25 protein-coding genes are annotated in these 25807 nt (G+C 71.7%); 21 read left to right on the top strand and 4 right to left on the bottom strand.

The features are described 5' to 3' along the window. Window positions 1–81 precede the first annotated feature (81 nt). From GSF22_RS10285 to prfA, 3 genes are all read left to right on the top strand, one after another. A complete protein-coding gene (locus GSF22_RS10285) occupies window positions 82–3615 on the top strand; it encodes a phosphodiester glycosidase family protein (protein WP_208813271.1) in 3534 nt (1177 codons plus the stop codon). Window positions 3616–3899: 284 nt separating this feature from the next. Beyond that, window positions 3900–4124 (top strand): 50S ribosomal protein L31, encoded by a 225-nt coding sequence (rpmE, locus tag GSF22_RS10280; RefSeq protein WP_208813269.1) that lies wholly within the window; start codon window positions 3900–3902, stop codon window positions 4122–4124. A 97-nt stretch (window positions 4125–4221) separates the two neighbouring features. Then, a complete protein-coding gene (gene prfA / locus GSF22_RS10275; RefSeq protein ID WP_208813267.1) occupies window positions 4222–5310 on the top strand; it encodes a peptide chain release factor 1 in 1089 nt (362 codons plus the stop codon). Window positions 5311–5407: 97 nt separating this feature from the next. Here the strand turns inward: prfA and GSF22_RS10270 are convergent, their stop codons facing one another. After that, entirely contained in the window at window positions 5408–6970 is a 1563-nt protein-coding gene (locus GSF22_RS10270) for a GGDEF domain-containing protein (RefSeq protein ID WP_208813265.1), read from the bottom strand. 73 nt (window positions 6971–7043) lie between these two features. Between GSF22_RS10270 and prmC the strand changes: the two genes are divergently transcribed. From prmC to GSF22_RS10250, 4 genes are all read left to right on the top strand, one after another. Continuing rightward, the gene (gene prmC / locus GSF22_RS10265) at window positions 7044–7994 is read left to right on the top strand and encodes a peptide chain release factor N(5)-glutamine methyltransferase (RefSeq protein ID WP_208813262.1); all 951 of its coding nucleotides are present in this window, start codon (window positions 7044–7046) and stop codon (window positions 7992–7994) included. Beyond that, window positions 7994–8635: an L-threonylcarbamoyladenylate synthase gene (locus tag GSF22_RS10260; protein WP_208813275.1), complete on the top strand. Its 642-nt coding sequence runs from the start codon at window positions 7994–7996 to the stop codon at window positions 8633–8635. Before prmC ends, GSF22_RS10260 begins: the two co-directional genes overlap by 1 nt. Window position 8636: 1 nt before the next feature. Further along, the gene (locus GSF22_RS10255) at window positions 8637–9281 is read left to right on the top strand and encodes an arsenate reductase/protein-tyrosine-phosphatase family protein (protein WP_208813260.1); all 645 of its coding nucleotides are present in this window, start codon (window positions 8637–8639) and stop codon (window positions 9279–9281) included. 232 nt (window positions 9282–9513) lie between these two features. Next, on the top strand, window positions 9514–11640 hold the full coding sequence (locus tag GSF22_RS10250) for a transglycosylase domain-containing protein (protein ID WP_208813258.1): 2127 nt from the start codon (window positions 9514–9516) through the stop codon (window positions 11638–11640). A 15-nt stretch (window positions 11641–11655) separates the two neighbouring features. Here GSF22_RS10250 and GSF22_RS10245 read toward each other — a convergent pair whose 3' ends face one another. Beyond that, window positions 11656–13116 (bottom strand): SDR family oxidoreductase, encoded by a 1461-nt coding sequence (locus GSF22_RS10245; RefSeq protein ID WP_208813256.1) that lies wholly within the window; start codon window positions 13114–13116, stop codon window positions 11656–11658. A gap of 35 nt (window positions 13117–13151) precedes the next feature. Between GSF22_RS10245 and GSF22_RS10240 the strand changes: the two genes are divergently transcribed. The 13 genes from GSF22_RS10240 (at window position 13152) to GSF22_RS10180 (ending at window position 23232) form a co-directional block, all read left to right on the top strand. Further along, on the top strand, window positions 13152–13292 hold the full coding sequence (locus tag GSF22_RS10240) for a hypothetical protein (protein WP_208813254.1): 141 nt from the start codon (window positions 13152–13154) through the stop codon (window positions 13290–13292). After that, window positions 13285–13707, top strand: coding sequence for a hypothetical protein (locus GSF22_RS10235; RefSeq protein WP_208813252.1), 423 nt, complete (start codon window positions 13285–13287; stop codon window positions 13705–13707). Before GSF22_RS10240 ends, GSF22_RS10235 begins: the two co-directional genes overlap by 8 nt. A gap of 343 nt (window positions 13708–14050) precedes the next feature. Next, on the top strand, window positions 14051–14287 hold the full coding sequence (locus GSF22_RS10230; protein WP_208813251.1) for an AtpZ/AtpI family protein: 237 nt from the start codon (window positions 14051–14053) through the stop codon (window positions 14285–14287). Window positions 14288–14298: 11 nt separating this feature from the next. After that, window positions 14299–15096 carry a F0F1 ATP synthase subunit A gene (atpB, locus tag GSF22_RS10225; RefSeq protein WP_208813249.1) on the top strand — a complete coding sequence of 266 codons (798 nt, stop codon included), beginning with the start codon at window positions 14299–14301 and terminating at the stop codon, window positions 15094–15096. Between the two features lie 64 nt (window positions 15097–15160). Beyond that, the gene (locus tag GSF22_RS10220; RefSeq protein WP_208813246.1) at window positions 15161–15394 is read left to right on the top strand and encodes an ATP synthase F0 subunit C; all 234 of its coding nucleotides are present in this window, start codon (window positions 15161–15163) and stop codon (window positions 15392–15394) included. Between the two features lie 27 nt (window positions 15395–15421). Next, complete coding sequence (locus GSF22_RS10215) at window positions 15422–15958, top strand: F0F1 ATP synthase subunit B (RefSeq protein ID WP_208813244.1); 537 nt, start codon at window positions 15422–15424, stop codon at window positions 15956–15958. Next, window positions 15958–16779, top strand: coding sequence for a F0F1 ATP synthase subunit delta (locus tag GSF22_RS10210; RefSeq protein ID WP_208813242.1), 822 nt, complete (start codon window positions 15958–15960; stop codon window positions 16777–16779). Before GSF22_RS10215 ends, GSF22_RS10210 begins: the two co-directional genes overlap by 1 nt. 88 nt (window positions 16780–16867) lie before the next feature. After that, window positions 16868–18517 (top strand): F0F1 ATP synthase subunit alpha, encoded by a 1650-nt coding sequence (atpA, locus tag GSF22_RS10205; RefSeq protein WP_208813240.1) that lies wholly within the window; start codon window positions 16868–16870, stop codon window positions 18515–18517. Window positions 18518–18526: 9 nt separating this feature from the next. After that, window positions 18527–19456: a F0F1 ATP synthase subunit gamma gene (locus GSF22_RS10200; protein WP_208813238.1), complete on the top strand. Its 930-nt coding sequence runs from the start codon at window positions 18527–18529 to the stop codon at window positions 19454–19456. Beyond that, a complete protein-coding gene (gene atpD, locus GSF22_RS10195) occupies window positions 19456–20910 on the top strand; it encodes a F0F1 ATP synthase subunit beta (RefSeq protein ID WP_208813236.1) in 1455 nt (484 codons plus the stop codon). The genes GSF22_RS10200 and atpD overlap by 1 nt, the downstream gene beginning before the upstream one ends. A 313-nt stretch (window positions 20911–21223) precedes the next feature. Then, complete coding sequence (locus GSF22_RS10190) at window positions 21224–22375, top strand: LCP family protein (RefSeq protein ID WP_208813234.1); 1152 nt, start codon at window positions 21224–21226, stop codon at window positions 22373–22375. A 103-nt stretch (window positions 22376–22478) separates the two neighbouring features. Then, on the top strand, window positions 22479–22763 hold the full coding sequence (locus tag GSF22_RS10185; protein ID WP_208813232.1) for a F0F1 ATP synthase subunit epsilon: 285 nt from the start codon (window positions 22479–22481) through the stop codon (window positions 22761–22763). A 13-nt stretch (window positions 22764–22776) separates the two neighbouring features. Next, complete coding sequence (locus GSF22_RS10180; protein ID WP_208813230.1) at window positions 22777–23232, top strand: DUF2550 domain-containing protein; 456 nt, start codon at window positions 22777–22779, stop codon at window positions 23230–23232. Between the two features lie 85 nt (window positions 23233–23317). Here GSF22_RS10180 and GSF22_RS10175 read toward each other — a convergent pair whose 3' ends face one another. After that, window positions 23318–23722 (bottom strand): VOC family protein, encoded by a 405-nt coding sequence (locus GSF22_RS10175; protein ID WP_208813273.1) that lies wholly within the window; start codon window positions 23720–23722, stop codon window positions 23318–23320. A 15-nt stretch (window positions 23723–23737) separates the two neighbouring features. Further along, a complete protein-coding gene (locus tag GSF22_RS10170; protein WP_208813228.1) occupies window positions 23738–24316 on the bottom strand; it encodes a cob(I)yrinic acid a,c-diamide adenosyltransferase in 579 nt (192 codons plus the stop codon). Here GSF22_RS10170 and murA point away from each other — a divergent pair. Continuing rightward, window positions 24315–25799, top strand: coding sequence for a UDP-N-acetylglucosamine 1-carboxyvinyltransferase (murA, locus tag GSF22_RS10165; protein WP_439957756.1), 1485 nt, complete (start codon window positions 24315–24317; stop codon window positions 25797–25799). The two genes, GSF22_RS10170 and murA, sit on opposite strands and share 2 nt — an antisense overlap. Window positions 25800–25807: the final 8 nt, after the last annotated feature.

Raw genomic sequence — 25807 nt, 5'->3', positions numbered from 1 at the left:
GTCTTCGGAAGGCTGGAGTTTTCCTTCGGTTAAGTCGAGGGGTATTGAAACTTCTATTCACCATCCGGTTGACTGGCGGCCATGCGAACCCGCAGTCGATCCGCCCATCTCGCCAGCGCACTGCTGCTGACACCGCTGCTGACGCTCGCCGGGCCGGTACCGGCCGGCGCCGAGCCGCCGGGGGTCACCCCGGCCACCGCCACCACCGCCGAGGATGCGCCCCGCGCCTCGTCGTACCCCACCACCTCGACCCGCCTGGTCGCCGAGAACAACCGGGCCGCCGAGAACAGCCCGGCGACAGCAGGGAGCCGGGCAACCGACGGCAGCCCGGTAGCCGGTGTCGAACCGGCCGGCGGAATCGAGACCGCCACCCGGACCCGCCCGGTCGCCCCCGGCGTCCAGTTGACCTCCTTCGACCGGTACGACGCCAACGGTTGGCTGCGGGCCGACGCGTTGACCACCGACCTGACCGGCGGGGCGAGGGTCGACTACGTCAACTCGGGTGCGGTCAGCCGGGCCGAGCCGCTGCGCGGCGCGGTGGACCGGTCCCGTGCGGTCGCCGCGGTCAACGGTGACTTCTTCGACATCAACAACTCCGGGGCCGCGCAGGGGGTCGGCATCCGCAGCGGCGAGCTGATCCAGTCGCCGGTGGCCGGTCACCCCAACGCCGCCGCGATCAGCCCGGACGGGATCGGCCGGATCATCCAGGTCGCCTTCGACGGCACCGCCACCCTGCCGGGCGGGCCGGTCCGGCTCACCCAGTTCAACAACATGGTCCAGACGGGCGGCATCGGCGTGTTCACCCCGGCCTGGGGGTCGTACCGGCGACAGCGGACCGTCGAGGGGGCGGCCCGGGTCACCGAGGTCACCGTGGTCGACGGTCGGGTCACCACGGTCACGACCAGCGCCGGGGAGGGGGAGATCCCGGCCGGTACCACGATCCTGCTCGGCCGGGACGCCGGTGCCGACGCGCTGGCCGGACTGCGCCCCGGCGACCCGGTCACGGTGGCGTACCGGCCGAAGGCGTCCGACGACGGCGGCCTCGCGGCGGCGGTCGGCGGCGGCAACGTGCTGGTCCGCGACGGGGTGGTGCAGTCCATCGCGGACGCCACCCTGGCACCCCGTACCGCGATCGGGTTCTCCGCCGACGGCCGGAAGATGTACCTGCTCACGGTGGACGGCCGGCAGGTGGACAGCCGGGGCGTGACGCAGACCGAGATGGGCCGGATGATGGCCGAACTCGGCGCCCACCACGCACTCAACCTCGACGGGGGTGGTTCGTCGACGCTGCTGGCCCGGGAGCCGGGCGCGGCGACCGTCCAGGTGGAGAACAGCCCGTCGGACGGCTCGGAACGGGCGGTACCGAACGGACTGGCCGTCTACGCCCCGCAGGGCAGTGGCCGGCTCACCGGGTACTGGGTGGAGACCGCCAGCGACCCGACCGCCGCACCCGGGGTCGCGCCGGTGCGCGGTGGCCGACCGGACCGGGTCTTCCCGGGCCTGACCCGCCGGCTCACCGCCGCCGGGCACGACGAGACGTACGGCCCGGCCAGCGGTGCGCCGAAGTGGCGGGCGAACCCGGCCGCGCTCGGCTCCGTCGACGGCGACGGGGTGTTCCACGCCCGGCGCCCCGGCACCAGCACCGTCACCGCGTTCCGGGACGAGGCGGCCGGCACCCTGGATCTGACCGTGCTGGGCCCGCTGGCCCGGATCGACTCCACGGTGGACCGGGTCGGTCTGGTCGACGCCGAGGACACCGGCATCCTCGGCATCGTCGGCTACGACGCCGAGGGCAACACCGCGCCGATCGAGCCGACCGACCTGGAGTTGACGTACGACCGGTCGCTGCTGGAGATCACCGGCCGGCCGGACGGCACGCTCGCGGTGACCTCCCGCGCGCCGTCCGGCTCCGCGCTGGTCACCGTCCGGGTCGGCGACACCCGGACCGTCGTACCGGTCACCGTCGGGCTGACCGACGTCCCGGTCGCCGACTTCACCGACGCGGCGAACTGGCGGTTCAGCGCCGCGCGGGCCACCGGCTCGGTCACGCCGGTGCCCGGCCGCACCGGCACCGGCCTGAAGATGGCGTACGACTTCGGCCAGTCCACCGGCACCCGGGCCGCGTACGCCGACCCGCCGGCCTGGATCCCGGTCGCCGGCCAGCCGCAGGCGTTCGGCATGTGGATCCACGGCAACGCCAAGGGGGAGTGGCCCAGTCTGCACCTGCACGACGCCCTGGACCAGCAGCACGTGCTGCGGGGACCGCTGATCACCTGGACCGGCTGGCGGTACGTCGAGTTCGCGGTGCCGGCCGGGGTGCAGTACCCGGTGCGGATCCGCCGGTTCTACGTGGCGGAGACCAACGCCGCCGCGAAGTACACCAGTGAGATCGTCATCGACGACCTGGTGGCCCGGGTGGCGCCGACGGTCGACGTACCCGCCGACGAGCCGCGCACCGACCGGGTGGTGGTCCGGGACGGGACGGTGGCCGGGGCGCCCTGGCGTTTCGCGGTGCTCTCCGACGCCCAGTTCGTCGCGGCCGACCCGGACAGCGACCTGGTCGCCCAGGCCCGCCGTACGCTGCGCGAGGTGCGGGCCGCGAAACCGGACCTGCTGGTGATCAACGGCGACTTCGTGGACACCGCCTACCCGGCCGACTTCGCGCTGGCCAAGCGGATCCTGGACGAGGAGTTGGCCGGTGAGGTGCCCTACCACTACGTGCCCGGCAACCACGAGATCATGGGCGCCCCGATCAGCAACTTCGAGGCGGTGTTCGGGGCGACCTGGCGCAGCTTCGACCACAAGGGGACCCGGTTCGTCACCCTGAACTCGGCCACCGGCACGCTGCGCGGCGGCGGCTTCGACCAGGTACGGGCGCTGCGGGCGGCGCTGGACTCCGCAGCCGGGGACGACGCGGTCAACTCGGTCGTGGTGCTGCACCACCACCCGCCGCGCGATCCGCTGCCGGCCAAGGCCAGCCAGCTCGGCGACCGCAAGGAGGCCGCCCTGGTGGAACAGTGGCTGGCCGAGTTCCAGCACCGTACCGGCAAGGGGGCGCTCTTCGTCGGCGGGCACGTCGGCACCTTCCACGCCGACCGGGTCGACGGGGTGCCGTACGTGATCAACGGCAACTCCGGCAAGAACCCGGCCACCCCGCCGCAGCTCGGTGGCTTCACCGGCTGGACCGAGTTCGGCGTCGACCCGGTCACCCCGGCCGAGGCCGAGCGGGCCCGGCGCGACCCGTTGGCCGAGGGGCCGACCTGGGTGGCCGCCGAGTTCCGGGCCCACGTCGACGGGCTCACCGTGACCGCCCCGGAGACCGTCGCGCCGGGCGCTCCGGCGCGGGTCACCGCGACCGTCGCCCAGGCCGGTGGGCGGCAGGTACCGGTGGCCGCCCCGGTCAGCGCCGACTGGTCCGCCTCGCCGGGCGTGCACGTCGGTTCCCGGGACGGGGTACGGCCGTACCACACCGCCTGGTTCGACCCGGCGACCGGTGAGCTGACCGCGCTGCGGTCGGCCGGGCAGATCCTGCTCGCGGTGACCGTCAACGGGGTACGCGCCACCGCGGCCGTCACCCTGGTCCCGGCGGTAACGGCGGTCACACCCGCCGCCTGAGGTGTTGGGAAGGGCCCCTTCCTATCGTTTTCGGTATAGGAAGGGGCCCTTCCCAACACCCGCCCCCGGGTGCCGTTAGCTCACCGGGGGCAGCGGGAATGCCGGTGGGGAGGTGAGCGTTGGCCCTGCCGGACCCCGTGTGCACAGCCCGGTTTCCGGGGCGGCTCCGGCCTCTGGCACACTGGTCAATCGGCCACCGGTACCGGTTCACGCCCCAGCTCCCTCGCGGTCAGCGACAGGCGCCACGGCGACCCGGCGACCACCGACGAAAGGACCGAGGCGACATGAAGCCCAACATCCACCCGCAGTACGTGACGACCCAGGTCACCTGCTCCTGCGGCAACTCCTTCACCACCCGCAGCACCGCCAAGGGCGGCGCGATCCACGTCGAGACGTGCAGCGCGTGCCACCCGTTCTACACGGGTAAGCAGCGGGTCCTCGACACCGCTGGTCGGGTCGCGAAGTTCCAGCAGAAGTACGCCAAGGTCCAGCAGAAGAAGGCCAAGTAGCTGCTTCGACGGCGCCCGTTCCCGGTCGGCAGACCGGGGGCGGGCGCCGTCCGTTGTTGTCACCCCACCCCTCGGCCGGTCGTGAAGGAGCCCCCGCATGAGCAGTGAGCGTCTGGCCGCTCTCCTGGACGAGTACGCGGAGCTGGAGAAGCGTCTCGCGGACCCGGCCATCCACGCCGACCAGGGCACCGCCCGCCGGGTGGGGCGCCGGTTCGCCGAGCTGGCGCCGTTGCACAAGGCCGCCGGTGAGCTGGCGCAGGCCCGGGCCGACCTGGTGGCGGCGCGTGAGCTGGCCGCCGAGGACGCCTCCTTCGCGGCCGAGGCGGAGGCCATCGCGGCCGACCTGCCGACGCTGGAGCAGCGGCTCGCCGAGCTGCTCATGCCGCGCGACCCGCACGACGCCAAGGACGTGATCGTCGAGATCAAGGCCGGTGAGGGCGGCGAGGAGTCCGCGCTGTTCGCCGGTGACCTGCTGCGGATGTACCTGCGCTACGCCGAACGGCAGGGCTGGGTGACCGAGGTGCTCGACTCGCAGGAGTCGGACCTGGGCGGGGTCAAGGACGTCTCCCTCGCGGTGAAGACGAAGGGGGTGCCCGAGGGCGGCAACGGCGTCTGGTCCCGGCTGAAGTGGGAGGGCGGCGTGCACCGGGTGCAGCGGGTACCGGTCACCGAGTCGCAGGGGCGCATCCACACCAGCGCGGCCGGGGTGCTGGTCCTCCCGGAGGCTGAGGACGTCGACGTCACCATCGACCCGAACGAGCTGCGGATCGACGTGTTCCGGTCCTCCGGGCCGGGCGGGCAGTCGGTGAACACCACCGATTCGGCGGTGCGGATCACCCACGTACCGACCGGGATCGTGGTCTCCTGCCAGAACGAGAAGAGCCAGTTGCAGAACCGGGAGCAGGCCATGCGGATCCTGCGGGCCCGCCTGCTGGCGGTGGCCCAGGAGCAGGCCGACGCCGCCGCCTCGGACGCCCGTAAGGCACAGGTCCGCACGGTCGACCGTTCGGAGCGGATCCGTACCTACAACTTCCCGCAGAACCGGATCACCGACCACCGGATCGGCTACACGGCGTACAACCTGGACCTGGTCCTCGCCGGTGACCTGAGCGGGGTGCTCGACGCGCTGGGCGAGGCCGACCGGGCCGCCCGGCTGGCCGGCGACACCGAACTCGCCCGCCGCTGACCGGCGTCACGCCACCGGTCCGCGGGTCGGCGTGAGACGACGTCGCGCCGCCGGCCCGCCGGTACCGGACCGGCGCTCCCTCCGTCGCCGGTCGGTGTCACTCCACCGACCGGCCGGCCCGGGGACGGGACTTCGCCCGCAGCATCTCCCGGTCGGCGAGCTGGAACGCGTCGCGCAGGGCCTCACGTAGGGCCGCCCCGGAGCCGGTGACCTCGGCGAAGCCGATGCTGACCGCGACCGGGGTACCGGGCACCAACGACTCCCAGTCCTCGGTGCGTACCGCGTTGGCGATCCGGCGCCCGACCTCGGCGGCCTCCTCCATCGAGGTACCCGGCAGCACTACCACGAACTCGTCGCCCCCGTAGCGGACCACGACGTCCCCCCGGCGCATCACCCGGTTTATCACCCCGGCGACCCGTTGCAGCACCAGGTCGCCGGAGTGGTGACCGTGCCGGGTGTTGACCGCCTTGAACCCGTCCAGGTCGCAGACCCCGATCACGCCCAGCTCGCCGCGCTGCACCATCGCCGCGATGTACCGCTCCAGGCGGCGCCGGTTGGGCAGTCCGGTCAACGGGTCGGTCAGGGCCTCGCCCTCGTACCGGGCCGCTTCGCGACGCATCTCCTCGTGGTCGATCCGCGCCTCGATGCCGTCGACGTAGACGTCCCGGAGCCGGTCGTTGCGTTGGGCGGCCAACCGGAAGGCGTGCCGGTCGGCGCGGTGCGCGGCGGCGTGGTCCCCGGCGCGGGCCAGCGCGAGGCTGCGCAACCGGGCCGGTTCCGCAGCGCCCAGCGTCTCGCGGGCGACCGTCGCGCTGTCCAGCCGGGCGACCGCCTCGACCGCCCGCCCCTCGGCGATGGCCAGGCAGACCTCCCCGAGTTGGCGCATGTCCCGGGCCCGGGCGCTGTCCCCGCCGTGGCCGAGCAGGGTCACCGCGTCGGTGCCCGGCCCGCTCTGCGGCACCTCCCCGAGCGCGGCCCGGCGGGCGGCGGAGTAGCCGTACGCGGCGAGGCTGCTGGGCCGGATCCGCCCCGCACCGCCGGCCCGCAGGAAACGGGCCAGGTCGGAGTCGATGTCCCGGAGTACCCGCAGACAGCCGTCGCTGTCGCCGTTGTGGTCCAGCGCGACCGCGTTGCGCAGCCGGATACCGGGTGCGGCGAAGGTCTCCTCGGGGATACCGGCGGCCATGCCGAGCTGCCGGGCCCGTTCGATGGCGCTGAGCGCGTACCCGTGGAAGCTGAGATACGAGTACGCCATCGCCAGGTCGTGCCAGGCCCAGGCGGTGTCCCGGTCCGGGTCCTCGACGGCGCCGAGGGCGCGGGACGCCCGGACCAGGTGGGTGACGCAGCGGTCCAGCGCGCCCTGGTGGTGGGCGGCGAGGGCGGCCAGCCCGAAGAGGTGGCCGTGCAGGTAGGGCTCGGAGAGGTCCTCGACCGCCTTCGACGCCTCCTCGATGGCCCGGGTGTACTCGGCGGTACGACCCAGGTTGAGCAGGGCGGAGAGGCGTTGCACCAGGGCGTCGGCGCGGGCGTACGGGTCGTCGGTGGTCCGGATCACCCGGTCGAGTGCGACCATGGCCTCGGCCGACCGGCTGGCCTCCTGGAGCGCGCGGGCCCGCGTCAGCACGTCAACCTGGTCGTTGACCCGGTCGAGCCAGCCCACGCGGAACCTCCTGACCCATCGACGACCGTGCACCGACGGCGCGACAAGGTTTGCCGACGTTCATGATTATGTCGTGACAGGTTTCCCGGAACACCCAACCGAAGGGACAGAACGGGTCCGTCCGTCGGTGGCGGTGGCCGCCGCGACCCGTACCCTCGCGTCGGCGGGCGTGGCCTCCGCCCGGGCCGAGGCGGAGCAGTTGGCGGCGCACGTGCTCGGGCTGCCCCGGGGCCGGTTGGCGCTCGCCGACGGGTTCACCGCCGACCAGCTCGACCGCTTCGACGCGCTGGTGGACCGCCGGTCGGCCCGGGAACCGTTGCAGCATCTGCTCGGCGTCGCCCCGTTCCGGTACCTGGAACTGGCGGTGGGGCCGGGCGTGTTCGTACCGCGCCCGGAGACCGAGCTGCTCGCCGGCTGGGGCATCGAGCAGGGTCGCCGGCTGCCGGGCGGGCGTACGGTGGTCGACCTGTGCAGCGGGTCGGGGGCGATCGCGCTGTCGGTGGCACACGAACTGCCCGGGGTACGGGTGGTCGCGGTGGAACGGTCCCCGGCGGCGCTGCCCTGGCTGCGCCGGAACGCCGCCGCGCGGGCCGCCGCCGGGGACCCGCCGGTCGAGGTGGTCGAGGCGGACGTGACCGACCCCGGGCTGCTCGACGGGTTGACCGGTCGGGTCGACGTGCTGCTCTGCAATCCGCCCTACGTCCCGCAGCGGGTGGTGGTACCCGAGGAGGTGGCCCACCACGACCCGGGCGAGGCGGTGTTCGGCGGCCCGGACGGCCTCGCCGTGATCCGCCCGGTGATCCACCGGGCCGGGGCGCTGCTCCGCCCGGGCGGGGTGCTCGGCATCGAGCACGACGACACGCACGGCGTGGTGGTGCCGGAGCTGCTCGCCGCCGACGGCCGGTTCACGCAGATCACCGCGCACCGCGATCTGGCCGGCCGACCCCGGTTCGCCACCGCGGTCCGAAGCGTGGGCGCCGACCACGGCGTAGCCGCCGTGACGTGGCAGACTGGCTCATCGTGATGCTCTACGACTGTCGGTCGCTCGCCGACCGGGACCGCGGCATCGCCGCAGCGATCGAGGCGGTCAAGAACGGCGAACTCGTCGTCCTGCCCACCGACACGGTCTACGGGATCGGGGCGGACGCGTTCACCCCGTACGCGGTCCGGGCACTGCACGACGCGAAGGGCGGCCCGCAGGCCGCGCCGCCGGTGCTGATCGGGTCCCGGCACACCCTCGACGGGCTGGTCTACACCCTGCCCCGGGCGGCCCGGGACCTGGTCGAGGCGTTCTGGCCGGGCGCGCTGACCATCATCGTCGAGCATTCGCCGAGCCTCTCCTGGGACCTGGGTGACTCCAGCGGGACGGTCGCCGTCCGGATGCCGCTGCATCCGGTGGCGTTGGAGGTGCTGCGGGAGACCGGCCCGATGGCCGTCTCGTCGGCCAACAAGACGGGGCAGCCGGCGGCGGTGACCGCCGAGGAGGCCCGCGACCAGCTCGGCTACGCGGTCCGCGCCTACCTGGAGGCGGGACCGGCCCCGGATCCGGTACCGAGCACCATCGTCGACCTCACCGGGAGTGTCCCGGTGCTGCTGCGGGAGGGGGCGATCCCGTTGGTGAAGCTGCGCGACGTGGTCGCCGACATCGAGAGTCAGGTGGCCTGAGGTGCCGCCGTTCACCGTCCTGCACGTCTGTATGGGCAACATCTGCCGGTCGCCGATGGCGGAGCGGCTGCTCACCCTGGCGCTGCGGCAGCGGTTGGACCGGCTGCCGGTCGGGTCGGCCGGTGCCGACGTCCCGCGTGCGGCCGGGTCGGCGGTCGCCGACACCCTGCTCTACAGCCACAGCGCCGGTACCGGGGGGTGGCACGAGGGGGAGGAGATGAACCCGCCGGCCGCCCGTCAGGTCCGGGCGCGCGGCGGTGACACCACCGGGTTCGCCGCCCGCAAGCTGCGCTCGGACCAGATCGACGCCGCCGATCTGGTGCTCACCGCCACGGCCGACCAGCAGGAGTACGTGGTGGCGCTGCGGCCGGACGCCGCCGGGCGCACCTTCGTACTGGGGGAGTTCGGTCGGCTGCTGGCCGGGGTGGACGTCGCCGCGCTGCCGCCGGCCGAGGTGACCCCGGAGGCGGTGTACGCCCGGGGGGTGGCCCTGGTCGCGGCGGTCGACGCCGCCCGGCAGGGCGCGCCGACGTTGCCGGGGGACGACCTGGACGACCCGTGGGGTCGGGGTGACCAGTGCTTCAGCCGGGTGGCCGACGAGATCGAGGAGACGGTGCAGCCGTTGGCGGCGCTGCTGCTGCCCTGACCCGGATACGCGACCGGGGACGTTGACCCGGGAGACGATCCGGGGACGACCCGGACGGGGATGACTCCCCCAAGTAGTGAACTTCCTGCGGATTCCGGCGAATCGGGATGACCCAGACCTGAGGGCCGCCATTCTGGACGGGTCATGCCGCTGGCGCCGACGGTGGACGGGCGGCTCGGTCGCCCACCCACGTACCCGGTGTCGCGCGCCGCCCTCGCGGGAAGTGAAGCTGATGAACCGGGCCCTTCTGCACAGACTGGTGACGATCCTGGTGGCCGGCGTCGTGGCCGGCGTACTGCTCGCTGCGGTGGCGCTGCCCACCGCGCTGCTCCTCGGCCTCGGTTTCCAGTCGTTCGTCTCGCCGTACGGGGAACTGCCCCGCCAGTTGCTGCACCCGGTCAGCGCGCAACGCTCCGACCTGTACGCCAGCGACGGGCGGACCCTGATCACCTCGTTCTACACCGAGAACCGCACCGACGTCCCGCTCGCCGCGATCGCGCCGGTGATGCGGCAGGCCATCATCGCGGCGGAGGACATCCGGTTCCACTCGCACAACGGCGTCGACGTACGCGGTCTCATCCGGGCCCTCGTGGCGAACGGGACCGGCGGCCAGACCCGGCAGGGCGCCTCCACGCTGACCATGCAGTACGTCCGCAACGTGCTGGGCAGCGATCCGACGTTGACCGAGGAGCAGCGGGCCGCGGCGACCGAGATCAGCAACGGCCGCAAGATCCGGGAGATGCGGTACGCCCTGGCGCTGGAACGGGAGATCGACAAGGACGAGATCCTGCGGCGCTACCTCAACATCGCGTACTTCGGCGCCGGGGCGTACGGCATCGCGGCGGCCAGCAAACGGTACTTCTCGAAACCCCCGGCGGAGCTGACCCTGGCCGAGGCGGCTCTGCTGGCCGGGTTGGTCCGGTCCCCGAACACCGACGACCCGATCAACGGGGACGCCGACGCGGCCCGGGACCGCCGGGGGTACGTCCTCCAGCAGATGGTGACGCTCGGGGCGATCACCCAGGAGATGGCGGACCAGGCCGGCGGGGAACCGGTGACCCTGCGGACCAGTACCGACCCGAACGACTGCTCGGCGGTCGCCCCGGCCCACCGGGACTGGGGCTACTTCTGCGACTGGTTCCAGCAGTGGTGGAACGCCCAGTCGGCGTTCGGTACGACGGTCGAGGAACGCCAGCGGGCACTGCGCCGGGGCGGGTACCGGATCGTCTCCTCGCTCGACCCCGGCGTGCAGGCCACCACCCTCCAGCAGGTGCTGTCGGTGTACGACCACACCAACCCCCGGGCGCTGCCGACCGCCGTGGTGGAGCCCGGTACCGGCCGGGTGGTGGCGATGGCGGTCAACCGGCAGTACAGCCTGAAGGAGAATCCGGCCGGCCAGCCGAACCGGCCGAACACGGTGAACCCGCTGGTCGCCGGGGGCGGCACCATCGAGGGGTACCAGGCCGGGTCGACGTTCAAGCTCTTCACCATGCTCGCCGCGCTGGAGGCGGGACTGCCCCTGGCCAAGGAGATCGACTCACCGTCGAAGACCACCACCCGGTGGCGGATCAGCGGTACGGCGGCCAGCTGCGGCGGCTACTGGTGCCCGGCGAACGCGGACCCGAAGTGGATGAACGGAAAACGCACCATGTGGACCGGCTTCGGCCGCTCGGTCAACACGTACTTCGTCAAGCTCGCCGAGCAGGTCGGGGTGGACCGGTCGGTGGAGATGGCGGAGCGGCTGGGCATCGTCTTCCGGGCCGCGTCCGATGCCCGGCTCGCCATCGACGGCGCCGCCGAGTGGGGCCCGTTCGTGCTCGGGGTCTCCGCCACCACCCCGCTCGACCTGGCCAACGCGTACGCCACCGTCGCCGCCGAGGGCGTGTACTGCGTCCCGTTGCCCGTCCGGTCGGTCACCGACAGCAGCGGACAGCCGGTACCCGGTACCGGCCCGGACTGCCGCCGGGTGCTGCGGGCGGACGTGGCCCGGGCCGCCACCGATGCGGCCCGCTGCCCGGTGGGCGACCAGTCGGCGTACAAACGCTGCGACGGCGGTTCGGCGCCCGACCTGTTCAAGACGCTGGCCCGGCCGGTGGCCGGGAAGACCGGGACGACCGACGGGACCGCCACCGAGGTGGTGGTGGCGTACACCCCGCAGCTCGCGGTGGCGTCCATCGCCGCCAACCCGGACGACCCGGGGGAGCCGGTGAAGACCCGGGTACAACCGAAGATGGTCGACGCCGTCGCGCGGATCCTCGCTGCGGCGCTGCGGGACCAACCGAAGCTCGGGTTCACCCCGCCGAGCCAGGCGATCGCCCTCGGTACCGGCGCCGCCGGTGACGCCCGGGCCGGCAACTGACCCACGCGCCCTTCCTTACAACTGTTCGGCGCCCCGGGCGATGTTGCGGGCCATGCCGCCGAAGACCACCGCGTGGAACGGGGCGACCGCCGCCCAGTACGCGTGCCCGGCGAGCCCCCGGGGCAGGAAGACGGCCCGCTGGACGTACCGGCTGCGGCCGTCGCCGTCCGGCAGCGCCCGCATCTCCAGCCAGGCCCGGCCGGGCAGCCGCATCTCAGCGCGCAACCGCAGCAGCTCGCCGGGGACGATCTCCTCCACCCGCCAGAAGTCCAGCGCCTCGCCGACGTGCAGCCGGTGCGGGTCGCGCCGGCCCCGGCGCAGTCCCACCCCGCCGACCAGCCGGTCCAGCCAGCCCCGGACCGACCAGGCCAGTGGGAAGGAGTACCAGCCGTGTTCGCCGCCGACGCCCTCGATCACCCGCCACAGGGCGTCGGGCGGAGCGGCGACGTCCCGTTCCCGCAGGTCCGTGTAGGCGGTGCCGCCGGACCAGCCGGGGTCGCTGGGCAGTGGCTCGGCGGAGGCGTCCGGCCCGCTCGCCGTCGACCAGCGGGTCTCCACCTGGGCGTCGCGGACCTTCGCCAGGGCCAGGCCGACCGCCCGGTCGAACCCGGTCAGCCCGCCGGGCGGATCGGGTACGAACTCGGCGATGTCGTGTTCGTGGGCGACCGCCTCGTGGATCAGGCTCTCCACCAGGGGACGGGCGATTGCGTTCGGTACCGGGGTGATCAGGCCGACCCAGTGCGAGGAGAGCGACGGGGTCAACGGTCGGACCGGCACGATGATCCGGCGGCGCAGCCCGGCCACCGCCGCGTACCGCTGCATCATCTCCTGGAAGGTGAGCACCTCCGGGCCGGCGATGTCGAAGGCCCGGTTGACCTCCGGCGGCAGCGTCGCGCAGCCGGCCAGGTAGTACAGCACGTCCCGGACGGCGATCGGCTGGATGCGGTTGCGCACCCAGCGCGGGGTGACCATGGCCGGCAGCCGCTCGGTCAGGTAGCGCAGCATCTCGAACGACGCCGAGCCGGACCCGAGGATCACCGCGGCCCGCAGCACCGCCGTGGGTACCCCGCCGGCCAGCAGGATCCGGGCCACCTCGGCCCGGGACCGCAGGTGCGCCGACGGCCGGTCGTCGTCCGGTGCCGGCTCCGGCCCGCCGAGGTAGACGATCCGGCGTACCCCGGCCGTCCGGGCCGCTGCCGCGAAGTGGGTCGCCGCCGCCCGGTCGAGTGCCTCGAAGTCGGCCCGGCCCAGGGAGTGCACCAGGTAGTAGGCGACCTCGACGCCGTCGAACGCGGCGGGCAGGGTCTCCGGTCGACTCAGGTCACCCTCGGTGATCTCCACGTCGCCCGACCACGGTACATCCCGCAACCGGCCGGCCTTGCGGGCCAGGCAGCGTACGGTGTGTCCCTCGGCGAGCAGTCGGGGCACCAGGCGCCCGCCGATGTAGCCGGTGGCTCCGGTGACCAGGCATCTCACGGTCTCCAGTGTGCGGCCTCCTAGACTCTCTTGCTGTGGGTACTGCGACGGGCACCTTCCGAGGGCCGGATTTCGACCAGCTCAGCGTCACCTGTCCGGCCGCCCGGGGCGGGGTCGACACCCTGGCCGAGGTGGCCGACCCGGTCCGCGCGTTCCCGGCGTACCCCCGTGGCTGAGCCGGTGGTGGTCGCCGAGCGCGAGGACCGGCGTTGGCGGTTGCGGCACCTGCCGGTGCTGCTGCTGGTCTCCGGCGGGCTGTTCGTCGGTGCGGCGCTGGTCGGCGGTCTGACCGGCGGCCTGCCGGCGGCGGTCGGTGCGGCCAGCGGGGTGGCGGTCACCGCAGCCAGCTACACCCTGACCACCGTGGTGCTGGCCTGGGCCGACTCGATCAATCCGCAGTTGGTGCTCCCGTTCGGACTGGGGCTCTACGTCGCCAAGATCAGCATGCTCGGCGGCGTGATGCTCGCCGTCGCCTCGACGGGCTGGGCCGGTCTGATCCCGCTCTGCTACGGGATCGCGGTGGGGGTGGTCGCCTGGACCGGGGCGCACATCTGGTGGCTCGCCACGGTGCACGCCCGATGGGGGCGCTGACCCGCCCGGCGGGGCCGCTGACCGGTCCGGCGGGGCGCACCCGGGGCGGTCCGACGGATCCGGCCCGACCCGTTCCGGCGGCCCGCACCGGGCCGTTCCGGTGGATCTTGTCGACCGGCTCCGGCGTGTCGCCGGGAAACCCCGGTTGACCTGCGGTTGTCCGGTGGGTTGCCGGCCGGTGGCCGGCGACGCGGAAAAGTGTCCGGGACCGGTCATTTCGTGGGTGGCGCGAGGGGAGTAGCGTGCCTCCAGACGACCTTGCCTCCCGGACCGCCCACACAACACAGTTGTGCGGGGGGTGAGGCACAGCCTCATCTTCCCGGCTGATATCGTTCGGCCCGTCATGGCTGGTGACCAAACCCCCCAACCCACCGGCGGCCCGGGCGACACTCCGCCCAACGCCGGTCAGGGCTGGACCGCGCTCACCTACCTCATCGCGGGCATGGGCGTCTGGGGTTTCATCGGCTGGCTGGTCGACCAGTGGCTCGACACCGGCGGCATCGCCACCGGGATCGGCGTCGTGCTCGGCATGGCCGGGGGGATCATCCTGGTCGTCCGCCGACTCGGCACGCCTACTTAGGAAGGGACGCGGTGAACGGAGCGGCGAACGTTCTGGCACAGGGCGAGGCGGCATTCCCACCCAGTGTGGAGGATTTCTACCTGCCCAGCATCGTGCCCTGGGGTGCGGAGAACTCCTACTGGTTCACCAAGATCACCGCGATGGTCTGGTTGGCCGTCGGGATCCTGATCATTTTCTTCCTGGCCAGCTACCGTAAGCCGCAGCTGGTGCCGACCAAGAAGCAGTGGCTCGCCGAGTCGGTCTACGGCTTCGTGCGGAACAACATCGCGGTCGACATGATCGGCCACGCCGGGGTGCGGTTCGCGCCGTACTTCACCACGCTGTTCTGCTTCATCTTCCTGACCAACCTCTTCGCGATCGTGCCGGGCCTGCAGATCTCGCCCAACTCGCACATCGCCTTCCCGGCGTTCCTCGCGGTGATCAGCTACGTGCTCTTCATCTACGCGGGCATCAAGCACCACGGTGCCGGGAAGTTCATCAAGAACTCGCTGATCCCGCCGGCCCCGTGGTACATCCTGCCGCTGCTGATCCCGATCGAGTTCTTCTCGACCTTCCTCGTGCGGCCGTTCTCGCTGGCCGTCCGTCTCTTCGCGAACATGTTCGCCGGCCACATGCTCCTGCTGGTGTTCACGCTCGGCGGCTTCGCGATGATCAACGCCAACGCCCTGCTCGCGCCGGTCTCGCTCCTCTCCTGGGTGATGACCATCGCGCTCACCTTCCTGGAGTTCCTGGTCATCGCGCTCCAGGCGTACGTCTTCACCGTGCTGACCGCGAGCTACGTGCAGGGCGCGCTCGCCGACGAACACTGATCAACCGCACCAACCGTTGTCGTCCCGCGTGACCGTCACGCGTGATAACCAGGAGGAACCACTAATGGATTACGTCGCCGCGGTAGAGGGCAGCACCGCCGCCATCGGCTACGGCCTTGCCGCCATCGGCCCGGGTATCGGCGTCGGCCTGGTCTTCGCCGCCTACATCCAGTCGACCGCCCGCCAGCCGGAGTCGTCCCGGATGACCCTGCCGTACGTCTGGATCGGCTTCGCCGTCATCGAGGCCCTGGCGCTGCTGGGCATCGCGTTCGGCTTCATCTGGCAGGGCAACCTCTAATCCCGCCCTTCGACCGGGAGGTTTCCCATGTTCCTGCTCGCCGCTGAGGGTGGTGAGGCGCACAACCCGATCGTGCCGATCTGGCAGGAGCTCGTGGTTGGTGGCGTCGCCTTCGCCCTGCTCTGCTTCGTACTGATGAAGTTCGTCTTCCCCCGCATGGAGCAGACGTTCCAGGCGCGGGTGGACGCGATCGAGGGTGGCATCAAGCGGGCCGAGGCCGCCCAGGCCGAGGCCAACCAGCTCCTTGAGCAGTACCGCGCGCAGCTGGCCGAGGCGCGGACCGACGCGGCCAAGATCCGGGACGACGCCCGGGCGGACGCCGAGGGTATCCGGGCCGACGTGCTGGCGAAGGCCCGCGAGGAGTCCGAGCGGATCATCGCGGCCGGCAAGGAGCAGCTCGCCGCCGAGCGGGCCACCATCGTGCGCGAGCTGCGCGCGGAGGTCGGCACCATCGCGGTCGACCTGGCCAGCAAGATCGTCGGTGAGTCGCTCGCCGACGAGGCCCGGCGCAAGGGCACCGTCGAGCGGTTCCTGAGCGGCCTCGAGAGCGCGGGGGCCCGCTGATGCAGGCCGCCAGCCGGGAGTCGTACCGGGCCGCGAGCGAGCGGCTCGACGCGTACGTCGCCGGTGCCGCACCGGAGGCGGTCGCCGCCACGGCGGACGACATCCTCGCCGTCGCGGGCCTGCTCGGCCGCGAGCCGCGGCTGCGTCGGGCACTGTCCGACCCGGCCCGGACCGGCGCGGACCGGTCGGCTCTGCTCGGCGACATGCTCCGCGGCAAGATCGGTGCGGACGCGCTGGACCTGCTCGCCACGCTCGTCGCCGGCCGTTGGTCGGCGCCGTCGGAGCTGCTCGACGCAACCGAGCAGCTCGGTGTGCAGGCTCTGCTGGCCGGCGCCGACCGCGCCGGTGAGCTCGGCGACGTCGAGGACGAGCTGTTCCGCTTCGGGCAGATGGTGGCCGGGGACGCGCAGCTCAACGGGGCGCTCTCCGACTCGGTCGCCCCGGTGGCGCAGCGCGTCGAGCTGGTCCGCACCCTGCTGACCGGCAAGGCCCGGCCGGCGACCGTGCGTCTGGTGGAGGCGGCGCTGGCCGGCTTCGGTGGGCGTTCCTTCGCGGGCGCGCTGACCCGGCTGGTGGAGCTGGCCGCCGACCGGCGGGACCGGTGGGTCGCGTACGTGACCGTCGCGTCCCCGCTGGCCGAGGCCGACGAGCGTCGGCTGGGCGACCGGCTGTCCGAGATATACGGTCGGCAGGTCAGCGTCAAGCAGACGGTGACGCCGGAGATTCTCGGCGGCATGAGCGTGCGGGTGGGTTCCGACCTGTACGACGGGACCGTGCTGCGCCGCCTCACCGAAACCCGCAACGCGCTCGCGAAGCGTTGATCGCACTCGCACCGCGCACCCAACATTCGACGCCGTTCGGACCGGTCGGTACTAGGTATCCCGGGCCCCTGAATAGAGGAAGCAGAGGATGGCCGAGCTGACCATCTCGACGGAGGAGATCCGCGGCGCCCTGGAGCGCTACGTCTCCTCCTACTCGCCCGACGTCTCCCGCGAGGAGGTCGGCACCGTCGCCGACACCGGCGACGGCATCGCCCACGTCGAGGGTCTCCCCTCGACCATGACCAACGAGCTCCTGGAGTTCGAGGACGGCACGCTCGGCGTGGCGCTGAACCTCGACGTCCGGGAGATCGGTGTCGTCGTTCTCGGTGACTCCGCGAAGCTCGAGGAGGGCCAGCGGGTCAAGCGCACCGGCCGGGTCCTCTCGGTGCCGGTCGGCGACGCCTTCCTGGGCCGCGTGGTCAACGCGCTCGGCCAGCCGATCGACGGCCTCGGCGACATCGCCAACGAGGGCTTCCGTGAGCTTGAGCTCCAGGCCCCGAACGTGATGTCCCGTAAGTCGGTCGACGAGCCGCTGCAGACCGGTATCAAGGCGGTCGACGCGATGACCCCGATCGGTCGGGGCCAGCGGCAGCTGATCATCGGTGACCGGAAGACCGGTAAGACCACGGTCGCCCTGGACACCATCCTCAACCAGCGCGACAACTGGCGCTCCGGCGACCCGAAGAAGCAGGTCCGCTGCATCTACGTCGCCATCGGCCAGAAGGCCTCCACGATCGCCTCGATCAAGGGCATCCTGGAGGAGGCGGGTGCGATGGAGTACACCACCATCGTCGCCTCCCCGGCGTCGGACCCGGCCGGCTTCAAGTACCTCGCCCCGTACACCGGCTCGTCCATCGGGCAGCACTGGATGTACGGCGGCAAGCACGTCCTGATCGTCTTCGACGACCTGAGCAAGCAGGCCGAGGCGTACCGGGCCGTGTCGCTGCTGCTGCGTCGCCCGCCGGGCCGTGAGGCGTACCCGGGTGACGTCTTCTACCTGCACTCCCGGCTCCTGGAGCGCTGCGCGAAGCTCTCCGACGAGATGGGCGGCGGCTCGATGACCGGTCTGCCGATCATCGAGACGAAGGCCAACGACATCTCGGCCTTCATCCCGACCAACGTCATCTCGATCACCGACGGTCAGATCTTCCTGGAGACCGACCTGTTCAACCAGGGCGTCCGGCCGGCGATCAACGTCGGTACCTCGGTCTCCCGGGTCGGTGGTGCCGCGCAGGTCAAGCCGATGAAGAAGGTCGCCGGTTCGCTGCGGCTGAACCTGGCCCAGTACCGCGAGCTGGAGGCGTTCGCCGCCTTCGCCTCCGACCTGGACAAGGCGTCCCGGGCCCAGCTGGAGCGCGGTTCCCGCCTGGTCGAGCTGCTGAAGCAGCCGAACTACTCGCCGTACCCGGTGCAGGAGCAGGTCGTCTCGGTCTGGGCCGGCACCGAGGGCAAGCTGGACGACATCCCGGTGGGTGACGTCCGGCGCTTCGAGTCGGAGTTCCTCCAGCACCTGCGGAGCCGGCACGCGGGCGTGCTGGCCGGCATCGCGGACAACAAGTGGGACGACGAGATCATCGGCTCGCTCGACGCGGCGATCACCGACTTCAAGAAGGCGTTCCTCGGCCACGGTGACGAGCGGCGGATCAACGAGGCCCCGGCCAAGCCCCTGGAGGGCGAGGAGGGGCGGGAGACCGTCACCCGCTACCGCGACGGCGACCGTCCGGTCGAGAAGCAGTAGGGCTGACCCATGGCGGCCCAGGTTCGCGTTCTTCGTCAACGGATCCGCTCGGCGAAGTCGATGAAGAAGATCACCAAGGCGATGGAGCTCGTGGCGACGAGCCGGATCGCCAAGGCCCAGGCCCGGGTGCAGGCGTCCCTGCCGTACGCCCAGGCCATCACCGGCGTGCTGACCGCGCTGGCGTCCAACGCGCGGATCGACCACCCGCTGCTGACCCCGCGCGAGCGGGTCCGCCGGGCCGGCGTCGTGGTGGTCACCAGCGACCGGGGTCTGGCCGGTGGGTACAGCTCCAACGCCATCCGGACGGCGGAGTCGCTGATCGCCCGGCTGAAGGCGGACGGCAAGGAGCCGGTCCTCTACGTGATCGGGCGTAAGGGGGTCACCTTCTACCGGTTCCGGAACCGGCAGATCGAGGCCAACTGGACCGGCTTCTCCGAGCAGCCGACCTTCGCGGACGCACGGGCGGTGGGCGAGACGCTGATCAAGGCGTTCACCGCCGGTGCGGACGACGTCGACGGCGGCGCCGGGGCGGACGGGGTGCTCGGTATCGACGAGCTGCACATCGTCTACACCGAGTTCCACTCCCTGATGACCCAGACGCCGGTCGCCAAGATCATCGGGCCGATGCAGGTCGAGGACCGACCGAAGTCCGAGGGTCTGCTCCCGGCGTACGAGTTCGAGCCGGAAGCGGAGGCGCTGCTCGACGCGCTGCTGCCGAGGTACATCAACACGCGGATCTACGCGGCGTTGATCGAGTCGGCGGCCAGCGAGTCGGCGTCCCGTCGGCGGGCGATGAAGAGCGCCACCGACAACGCCGAAGAGATGATCGAGAAGTACACCCGTGAGATGAACTCGGCCCGTCAGGCCGGGATCACCCAGGAGATCAGCGAGATCGTCGGCGGCGCCAACGCGCTCGCCGCGTCGGGAAGTGAAGTGTGATGACTGTATCGACTGCCGCTGGTGGACCAGCGGAGACCAAGACGGCCACGGGTCGCGTGGTCCGGGTCATCGGCCCGGTCGTCGACGCCGAATTCCCGCGCGACGCCATGCCGGCCCTGTTCAACGCCCTGCACGTCGACGTGACGCTCTCCGGCGGCGAGAAGACGCTGACCCTGGAGGTCGCCCAGCACCTGGGTGACAACATGGTCCGCGCGATCTCGATGCAGCCGACCGACGGTCTGGTCCGTGGCGCCGGTGTGCGCGACACCGGCTCGCCGATCAGCGTGCCGGTGGGTGACGCGGTCAAGGGCCACGTCTTCAACGCCATCGGCGAGTGCCTCAACCTGACCGAGGGCGAGGTGCTCCAGGCCGACGACCGGTGGGGTATCCACCGCAAGGCGCCGGCCTTCGCCGACCTGGAGCCGAAGACCGAGATGCTGGAGACCGGCATCAAGGTCATCGACCTGCTCGCCCCGTACGTCAAGGGTGGCAAGATCGGTCTGTTCGGTGGTGCGGGCGTCGGCAAGACGGTGCTCATCCAGGAGATGATCACCCGGGTGGCCCGGAACTTCGGCGGTACCTCGGTCTTCGCCGGCGTGGGTGAGCGGACCCGTGAGGGCAACGACCTCATCGCCGAGATGACCGAGTCCGGTGTCATCGACAAGACCGCGCTGGTCTACGGCCAGATGGACGAGCCGCCGGGCACCCGTCTGCGGGTCGCGCTCTCCGCGCTGACCATGGCGGAGTACTTCCGGGACGTGAAGAAGCAGGAGGTGCTGCTCTTCATCGACAACATCTTCCGCTTCACCCAGGCCGGTTCGGAGGTCTCCACCCTGCTCGGCCGGATGCCGAGCGCGGTGGGTTACCAGCCGACCCTGGCCGACGAGATGGGCGAGCTCCAGGAGCGGATCACCTCCGTCCGGGGCCAGGCCATCACCTCGATGCAGGCGATCTACGTGCCGGCGGACGACTACACCGACCCGGCGCCGGCCACCACCTTCGCCCACCTCGACGCCACCACCAACCTGGAGCGGTCGATCTCCGACAAGGGCATCTACCCGGCGGTGGACCCGCTGGCGTCCTCGTCCCGGATCCTCGCCCCGGAGTTCGTGGGTGCCGAGCACTTCGCGGTGGCCACCGAGGTCAAGCGGATCCTGCAGCGCTACAAGGACCTGCAGGACATCATCGCCATCCTCGGTATCGAGGAGCTCTCCGAGGAGGACAAGCTCACCGTCGGCCGGGCCCGGCGGATCGAGCGGTTCCTGTCGCAGAACACCTACGCCGCCGAGCAGTTCACCGGCGTGCCGGGCTCGACGGTCCCGATCAAGGAGACCATCGAGGCGTTCAAGAAGATCAGCGAGGGTGAGTACGACCACTTCCCCGAGCAGGCATTCTTCATGTGCGGCGGTCTGGACGACCTGGAGCGCAAGGCTGCTGAGCTGATGAAGGACTGACCTCCGGTCCGTCCCTGCGGTGCCCGTACCGGTACGTCCGGTGCGGGCACCGTTCGTTGTGCCGTCCGCGCGGCCTGCGCCGTCCGTCATCCGTGGGATGTGTGGTGCCGTTCGGTCCGGTGACCGGTCGTCCGTCCCGTTCGACCGTCGAGCCTCGTCGCACCCGGGGTGACCTGGGATTCACCCGGCGTGCATGTTCCCTGGTTCCGCTGACCGGCGAGGTACCTTCGGTTACGATGCCCGGCCGGCCGGGTATCGATCTGTGCAACGATCCGACGTCTCGTGCCCGTCATCTCTCTCGTGGGTACGACGAATGGAGCTGACTGTGGCTGAGGGCGGGAAGCGTACGGCACGGCCGTCCAGGTGGGCGGGTGTGCCCCGGTGGGCGCGGGTCTGCACCTACCTCGGGGTGGTGCTGATGGTGCTCAGCGGCGGGGCGCTGATCGGCTACCGGGCACTGCTGGCCCGGTACGAGGGGGCGGTCGGCAAGGGTGACCTCTTCGGTGACGGCGCGGCCGGGGCCAGTGCGCCCCGCCGGAGCGACATCAAGGGGCCGCTGAACATCCTGCTGGTCGGGATCGACCCGCGGAACCCGACCACCCCGCCGCTGGCCGACTCGATCATGATCATGCACATCCCGGCCGGGCTCGACCGGGGTTACCTCTTCTCCATCCCCCGGGACACCCTGGTCGACGTGCCGGCCTTCGCGAAGGCCGACTACTCCGGCGGACGGACGAAGATCAACAGCGCGATGGCCCGGGGCAGTCACGTTCCCGGCCAGCCGAACAAGCCGAACGTGGCGCAGGGCTTCGAGCTGCTCTCCAAGACGCTGACCGCGTACACCGGGATCGAGCGGTTCGACGCCGGGGCCATCATCAACTTCACCGGCTTCAAGAAAATCGTCGACGCGATGGGCGGGGTCGACCTGTACGTCGACGAGCGGACCAAGTCCGAGCACCTCCAGCCGGACGGTACGCCCCGCAGGCTCAAGCCCGGTGGCGGCGGCTACACCGGCCCGCAGAAGGTGTACGAGGTGGGCCAGCACCACCTGGCCGGCTGGGAGGCACTGGACTTCGTCCGGCAGCGGTACGGCCTGAAGGACGGCGACTACGCCCGGCAGCGGCACCAGCAGCAGTTCCTCAAGGCGATGGCTGACCAGGCACTCAGCCGGGACGTGGTGACCAACCCGGCCAAACTCGACTCGGTGCTGCGCGCCGCCGGTCAGTCCCTGGTCTTCAACGGGCGGGGCAACAGCATCGCCGACTACGGCTTCGCCCTGCGCAACCTCCGGTCGGACTCGATCAGCATGATCAAACTCCCGGGCGGTGGCGTGACGAGCGCCAGCGGGAAGTACCAGGGTGAGGCGCTCCAGCCGGTGGCCGAGGAGTTCTTCGCCGCGCTGCGCGACGGCACCGTGGAGGCCTTCCTCGCCGCCCATCCGGAGCTGCTCGGCAAGAAGTTGTGAACCGTACGTCGGCGTGTCACTGTGCGCCTCGCCACCCGCGTTGGGTGGCCGGTGGTGGCCCGACTAGAATTTCGACAATCCATCGCCGCAGCAGGGAGACAGCGTGGCAAAGCAGCTTCACGTCGAGCTTGTAGCCGTCGAGGAGAAGGTCTGGTCGGGAGAGGCCGAGATGGTCGTCGCCCGGACGACCGAGGGCGAGCTCGGTGTGCTCCCGGGACACGCACCCCTGCTCGGCCAGCTCGCCGAGCCCGGCCAGGTGCGGATCAAGCTCGCCGGTGGTGAGCAGTTGACGTACGACGTCGACGGCGGGTTCCTGTCGGTGACCGGAGAGGGCGTCACCGTGCTCGCCGAGAGCGCGACCCCCGCGACCGCCGCCGCGAACCGCTGAACCGGTAACGTCGATGCTGGTCTTGGAAGGGATCGGAATCGGCGTTCTCGTTCTGTTCGCCGCACTGGCGGTGCTCTTCGTCCGGCGGGCGCTGGTGACCCGCTCCGGTGGCATCATCCGGCTGAGTGTCCGGGTCACCACCGTGCTCGACGGGCGGGGCTGGTCCCCGGGATTCGGACGCTTCGTCCGGGACGAGCTGCGCTGGTACCGGATGTTCAGTTTCGCCATTCGTCCCAAGCGCGTCCTGCGTCGCAAGGACCTCACCGTCGAGTCGCGCCGGCTGCCCGAGGGGCAGGAGCGGCTCTCCATGCCGGCGGACTGGGTGATCATCAGTTGTACCAGCCGGCACGTACCGGTCGAGATCGCCATGGCGCGCTCCACCGTCACCGGTTTCCTCTCCTGGCTCGAGGCCGCCCCTCCGGGGGCGGTCTCGCCGCGTCTGGCCCCGCAGGACCGCCCGGCCGCCTGAGCGCCCCGCAGGACCGCCCGGCTGCCTGAGCCACGCCGACTTCTGGCCGCCTGGGTCCCGCCGCCCCCCGGCCCGGTCGGTTGGGTCAGGGTTCGCCCGTCGAGGCGACCAGCTCCACCTCGTACCCCTGCCCGTCGGTCAGGTACCCCGCATAGTGCCCGGCCCCGCCCGCGTACGGGTGACGGTCCGGGAACAGCAGCGACCAGCCGTGCCCCGGCGCCGCCGCGACCAGCCGGTCCACGGCAGCGGGCGGCCCGGCGTGGAAGGCGAGATGGTTCAGGCCGGGGGCGAGGCGGTCGTGCCGCCGCCCGGAGAGCGCCGGCGACTCCTCCAGGACCAGGTACGTCGTCCCCCGGCGCCAGGACCGGCCGGCCGGCCAGTCCTGGAAGGGTGCCCAACCCAGCTCGCCGAGGAGCCAACCCCAGCTCTCCACGGCCCGGGCCAGGTCGGGCACCCACACCTCGACGTGGTGCAACCCGCCGACGCTCAGCACTCAGCGCGTCCGCTACCGGTCGCGCTTACCGCCGGGCACCCATAGCACATCTCCGTCCGGATTTGCCGTTCTTGCCAGGATAAAGAGCAGATCCGAGAGCCGGTTGAGATACTTGGCCGGCAGGGTGCCGGTCCGTTCCGGGTCGTGGTCGACCAGTGCCCAGGCAGCACGCTCGGCGCGCCGGGCGATCGTCCGCGCCACGTGCAGCAGCGCTGCGCCCGCAGTGCCGCCGGGGAGGATGAAGGAGTCCAGGTTGCCAAGGCGCGCGTTGAACTCGTCGCACCAGCCTTCGAGGCGGCTGACGTACTCCTCGGTGACCCGCAGCGGCGGGTACTTCGGGTCCGGCTCGATCGGGTTCGCCAGGTCGGCGCCGACGTCGAACAGGTCGTTCTGGATCGACGCGAGCACTCCGACCAGCTCGTCGGAGAGCTGTCCGAGGGCGAGGGCGACGCCGATCGCGGCGTTGCACTCGTCCACGTCGGCGTACGCCGTGATCCGTGGATCGCTCTTCGCTACCTGCTCGTTGTTGCTCAACCTGGTCATGCCGGCGTCGCCGGCCCTGGTGTAGATGCGCGTGAGGTGGACGGCCATGACGCACAGCCTACGGATGTCGGCTTCGACTGTCACAGATCGTCCCGCCGGAGCCGACGTGGTCCCACCCGACGCGGCGACCGCCGGGACCGCCGGCCCGCCGACTGCGGCGGCCTGGCCGGGCACGGTCGGGCCGGGGGACGGCGGTGACACCTCCGTCAACGACGTCAGCGTCATCCGGGTACGCGGTGGTGCCCGGCTCTGCGGCACCGTGCACGTGGTCGGGGCGAAGAACTCCGCGCTGAAACTGATGGCGGCGGCGCTGCTGGCCCCGGGCCGGACGGTCATCACCAACGTGCCCCGGATCACCGACATCGCCATCATGGGGGAGGTGCTGCGGCGGCTCGGCTGTGCGGTGCGGTTCGAGGTCGACCCGGCGGTGGACGGCCCGGCCGCCGCGCACTCCCGTACGGTCACCATCGACGTCCCGGAGCGGCCCGGCACGGAAGCCGACTACGACCTGGTTCGCCGGCTGCGGGCGTCGATCTGCGTACTCGGTCCGCTGCTCGCCCGGCTCGGCTACGTGCGGGTCGCGCATCCCGGCGGGGACGCGATCGGCTCCCGCGGACTCGACATGCACGTCGCCGGGTTGCACCGGATGGGCGCCGAGATCTCCGGTGAACACGGTTTCGTCATCGCGTCCGCGCCGGGCGGGCTGCGGGGGGCGGACATCGTGCTGGAGTTCCCGAGCGTGGGCGCCACCGAGAACCTGGTGATGGCGGCCGTCCTGGCCCGGGGGGTCACCACGATCGACAACGCGGCCCGCGAGCCGGAGATCGTGGACATCTGCACCATGCTCACCGAGATGGGCGCCCGGATCACCGGTGCCGGCACCGCCACCCTGACCATCGAAGGGGTCCGGGAGCTGCGACCGGTGCGGCACGCCACGGTCGGGGACCGGATCGTCGCCGGTACCTGGGCCTTCGCCGCCGCGATGACCCGGGGGGACGTGACCGTCACCGGGGTGAACCCGGCGTTCCTGGAGGTGGCGCTGGACAAGGTGGTCTCCGCCGGGGGCCTGGTGGAGACCCGGCCGGACGCCTTCCGGGTACGGATGGACCGGCGGCCGACCGCGGTGGACGTGGTCACCCTGCCGTACCCCGGCTTCGCCACCGACCTGTTGCCGATGGCGATCGGACTCGCCTCGGTCAGCGAGGGGGCCTCGCTGGTCACCGAGAACATCTTCGACGGCCGGTTCATGTTCGCCAACGAGATGGCCCGACTCGGTGCCGACATCAAGACCGACGGGCACCACGCTGTGGTACGGGGCCGGGACCGGCTCTCCGGTGCCCCGGTCCAGGCGACCGACATCCGGGCCGGAGCGGGCCTGGTCATCGCCGGACTCTGCGCGGACGGCGTCACCGAGGTCTCGCACGTGCACCACATCGACCGGGGCTATCCGGACTTCGTCGCCGACCTGCGGGCGCTCGGGGTGGAGGTGGAGTGTGGCCGGGCACCCGAGGAACCCGACCTGACCCTCTGACCACCCCC

It is taken from the genome of Micromonospora echinofusca (assembly GCF_017614955.1).
GTDB classification, from domain to species: domain Bacteria; phylum Actinomycetota; class Actinomycetes; order Mycobacteriales; family Micromonosporaceae; genus Micromonospora; species Micromonospora echinofusca_A.
This window is presented reverse-complemented; position numbering and strand designations above follow the sequence as displayed.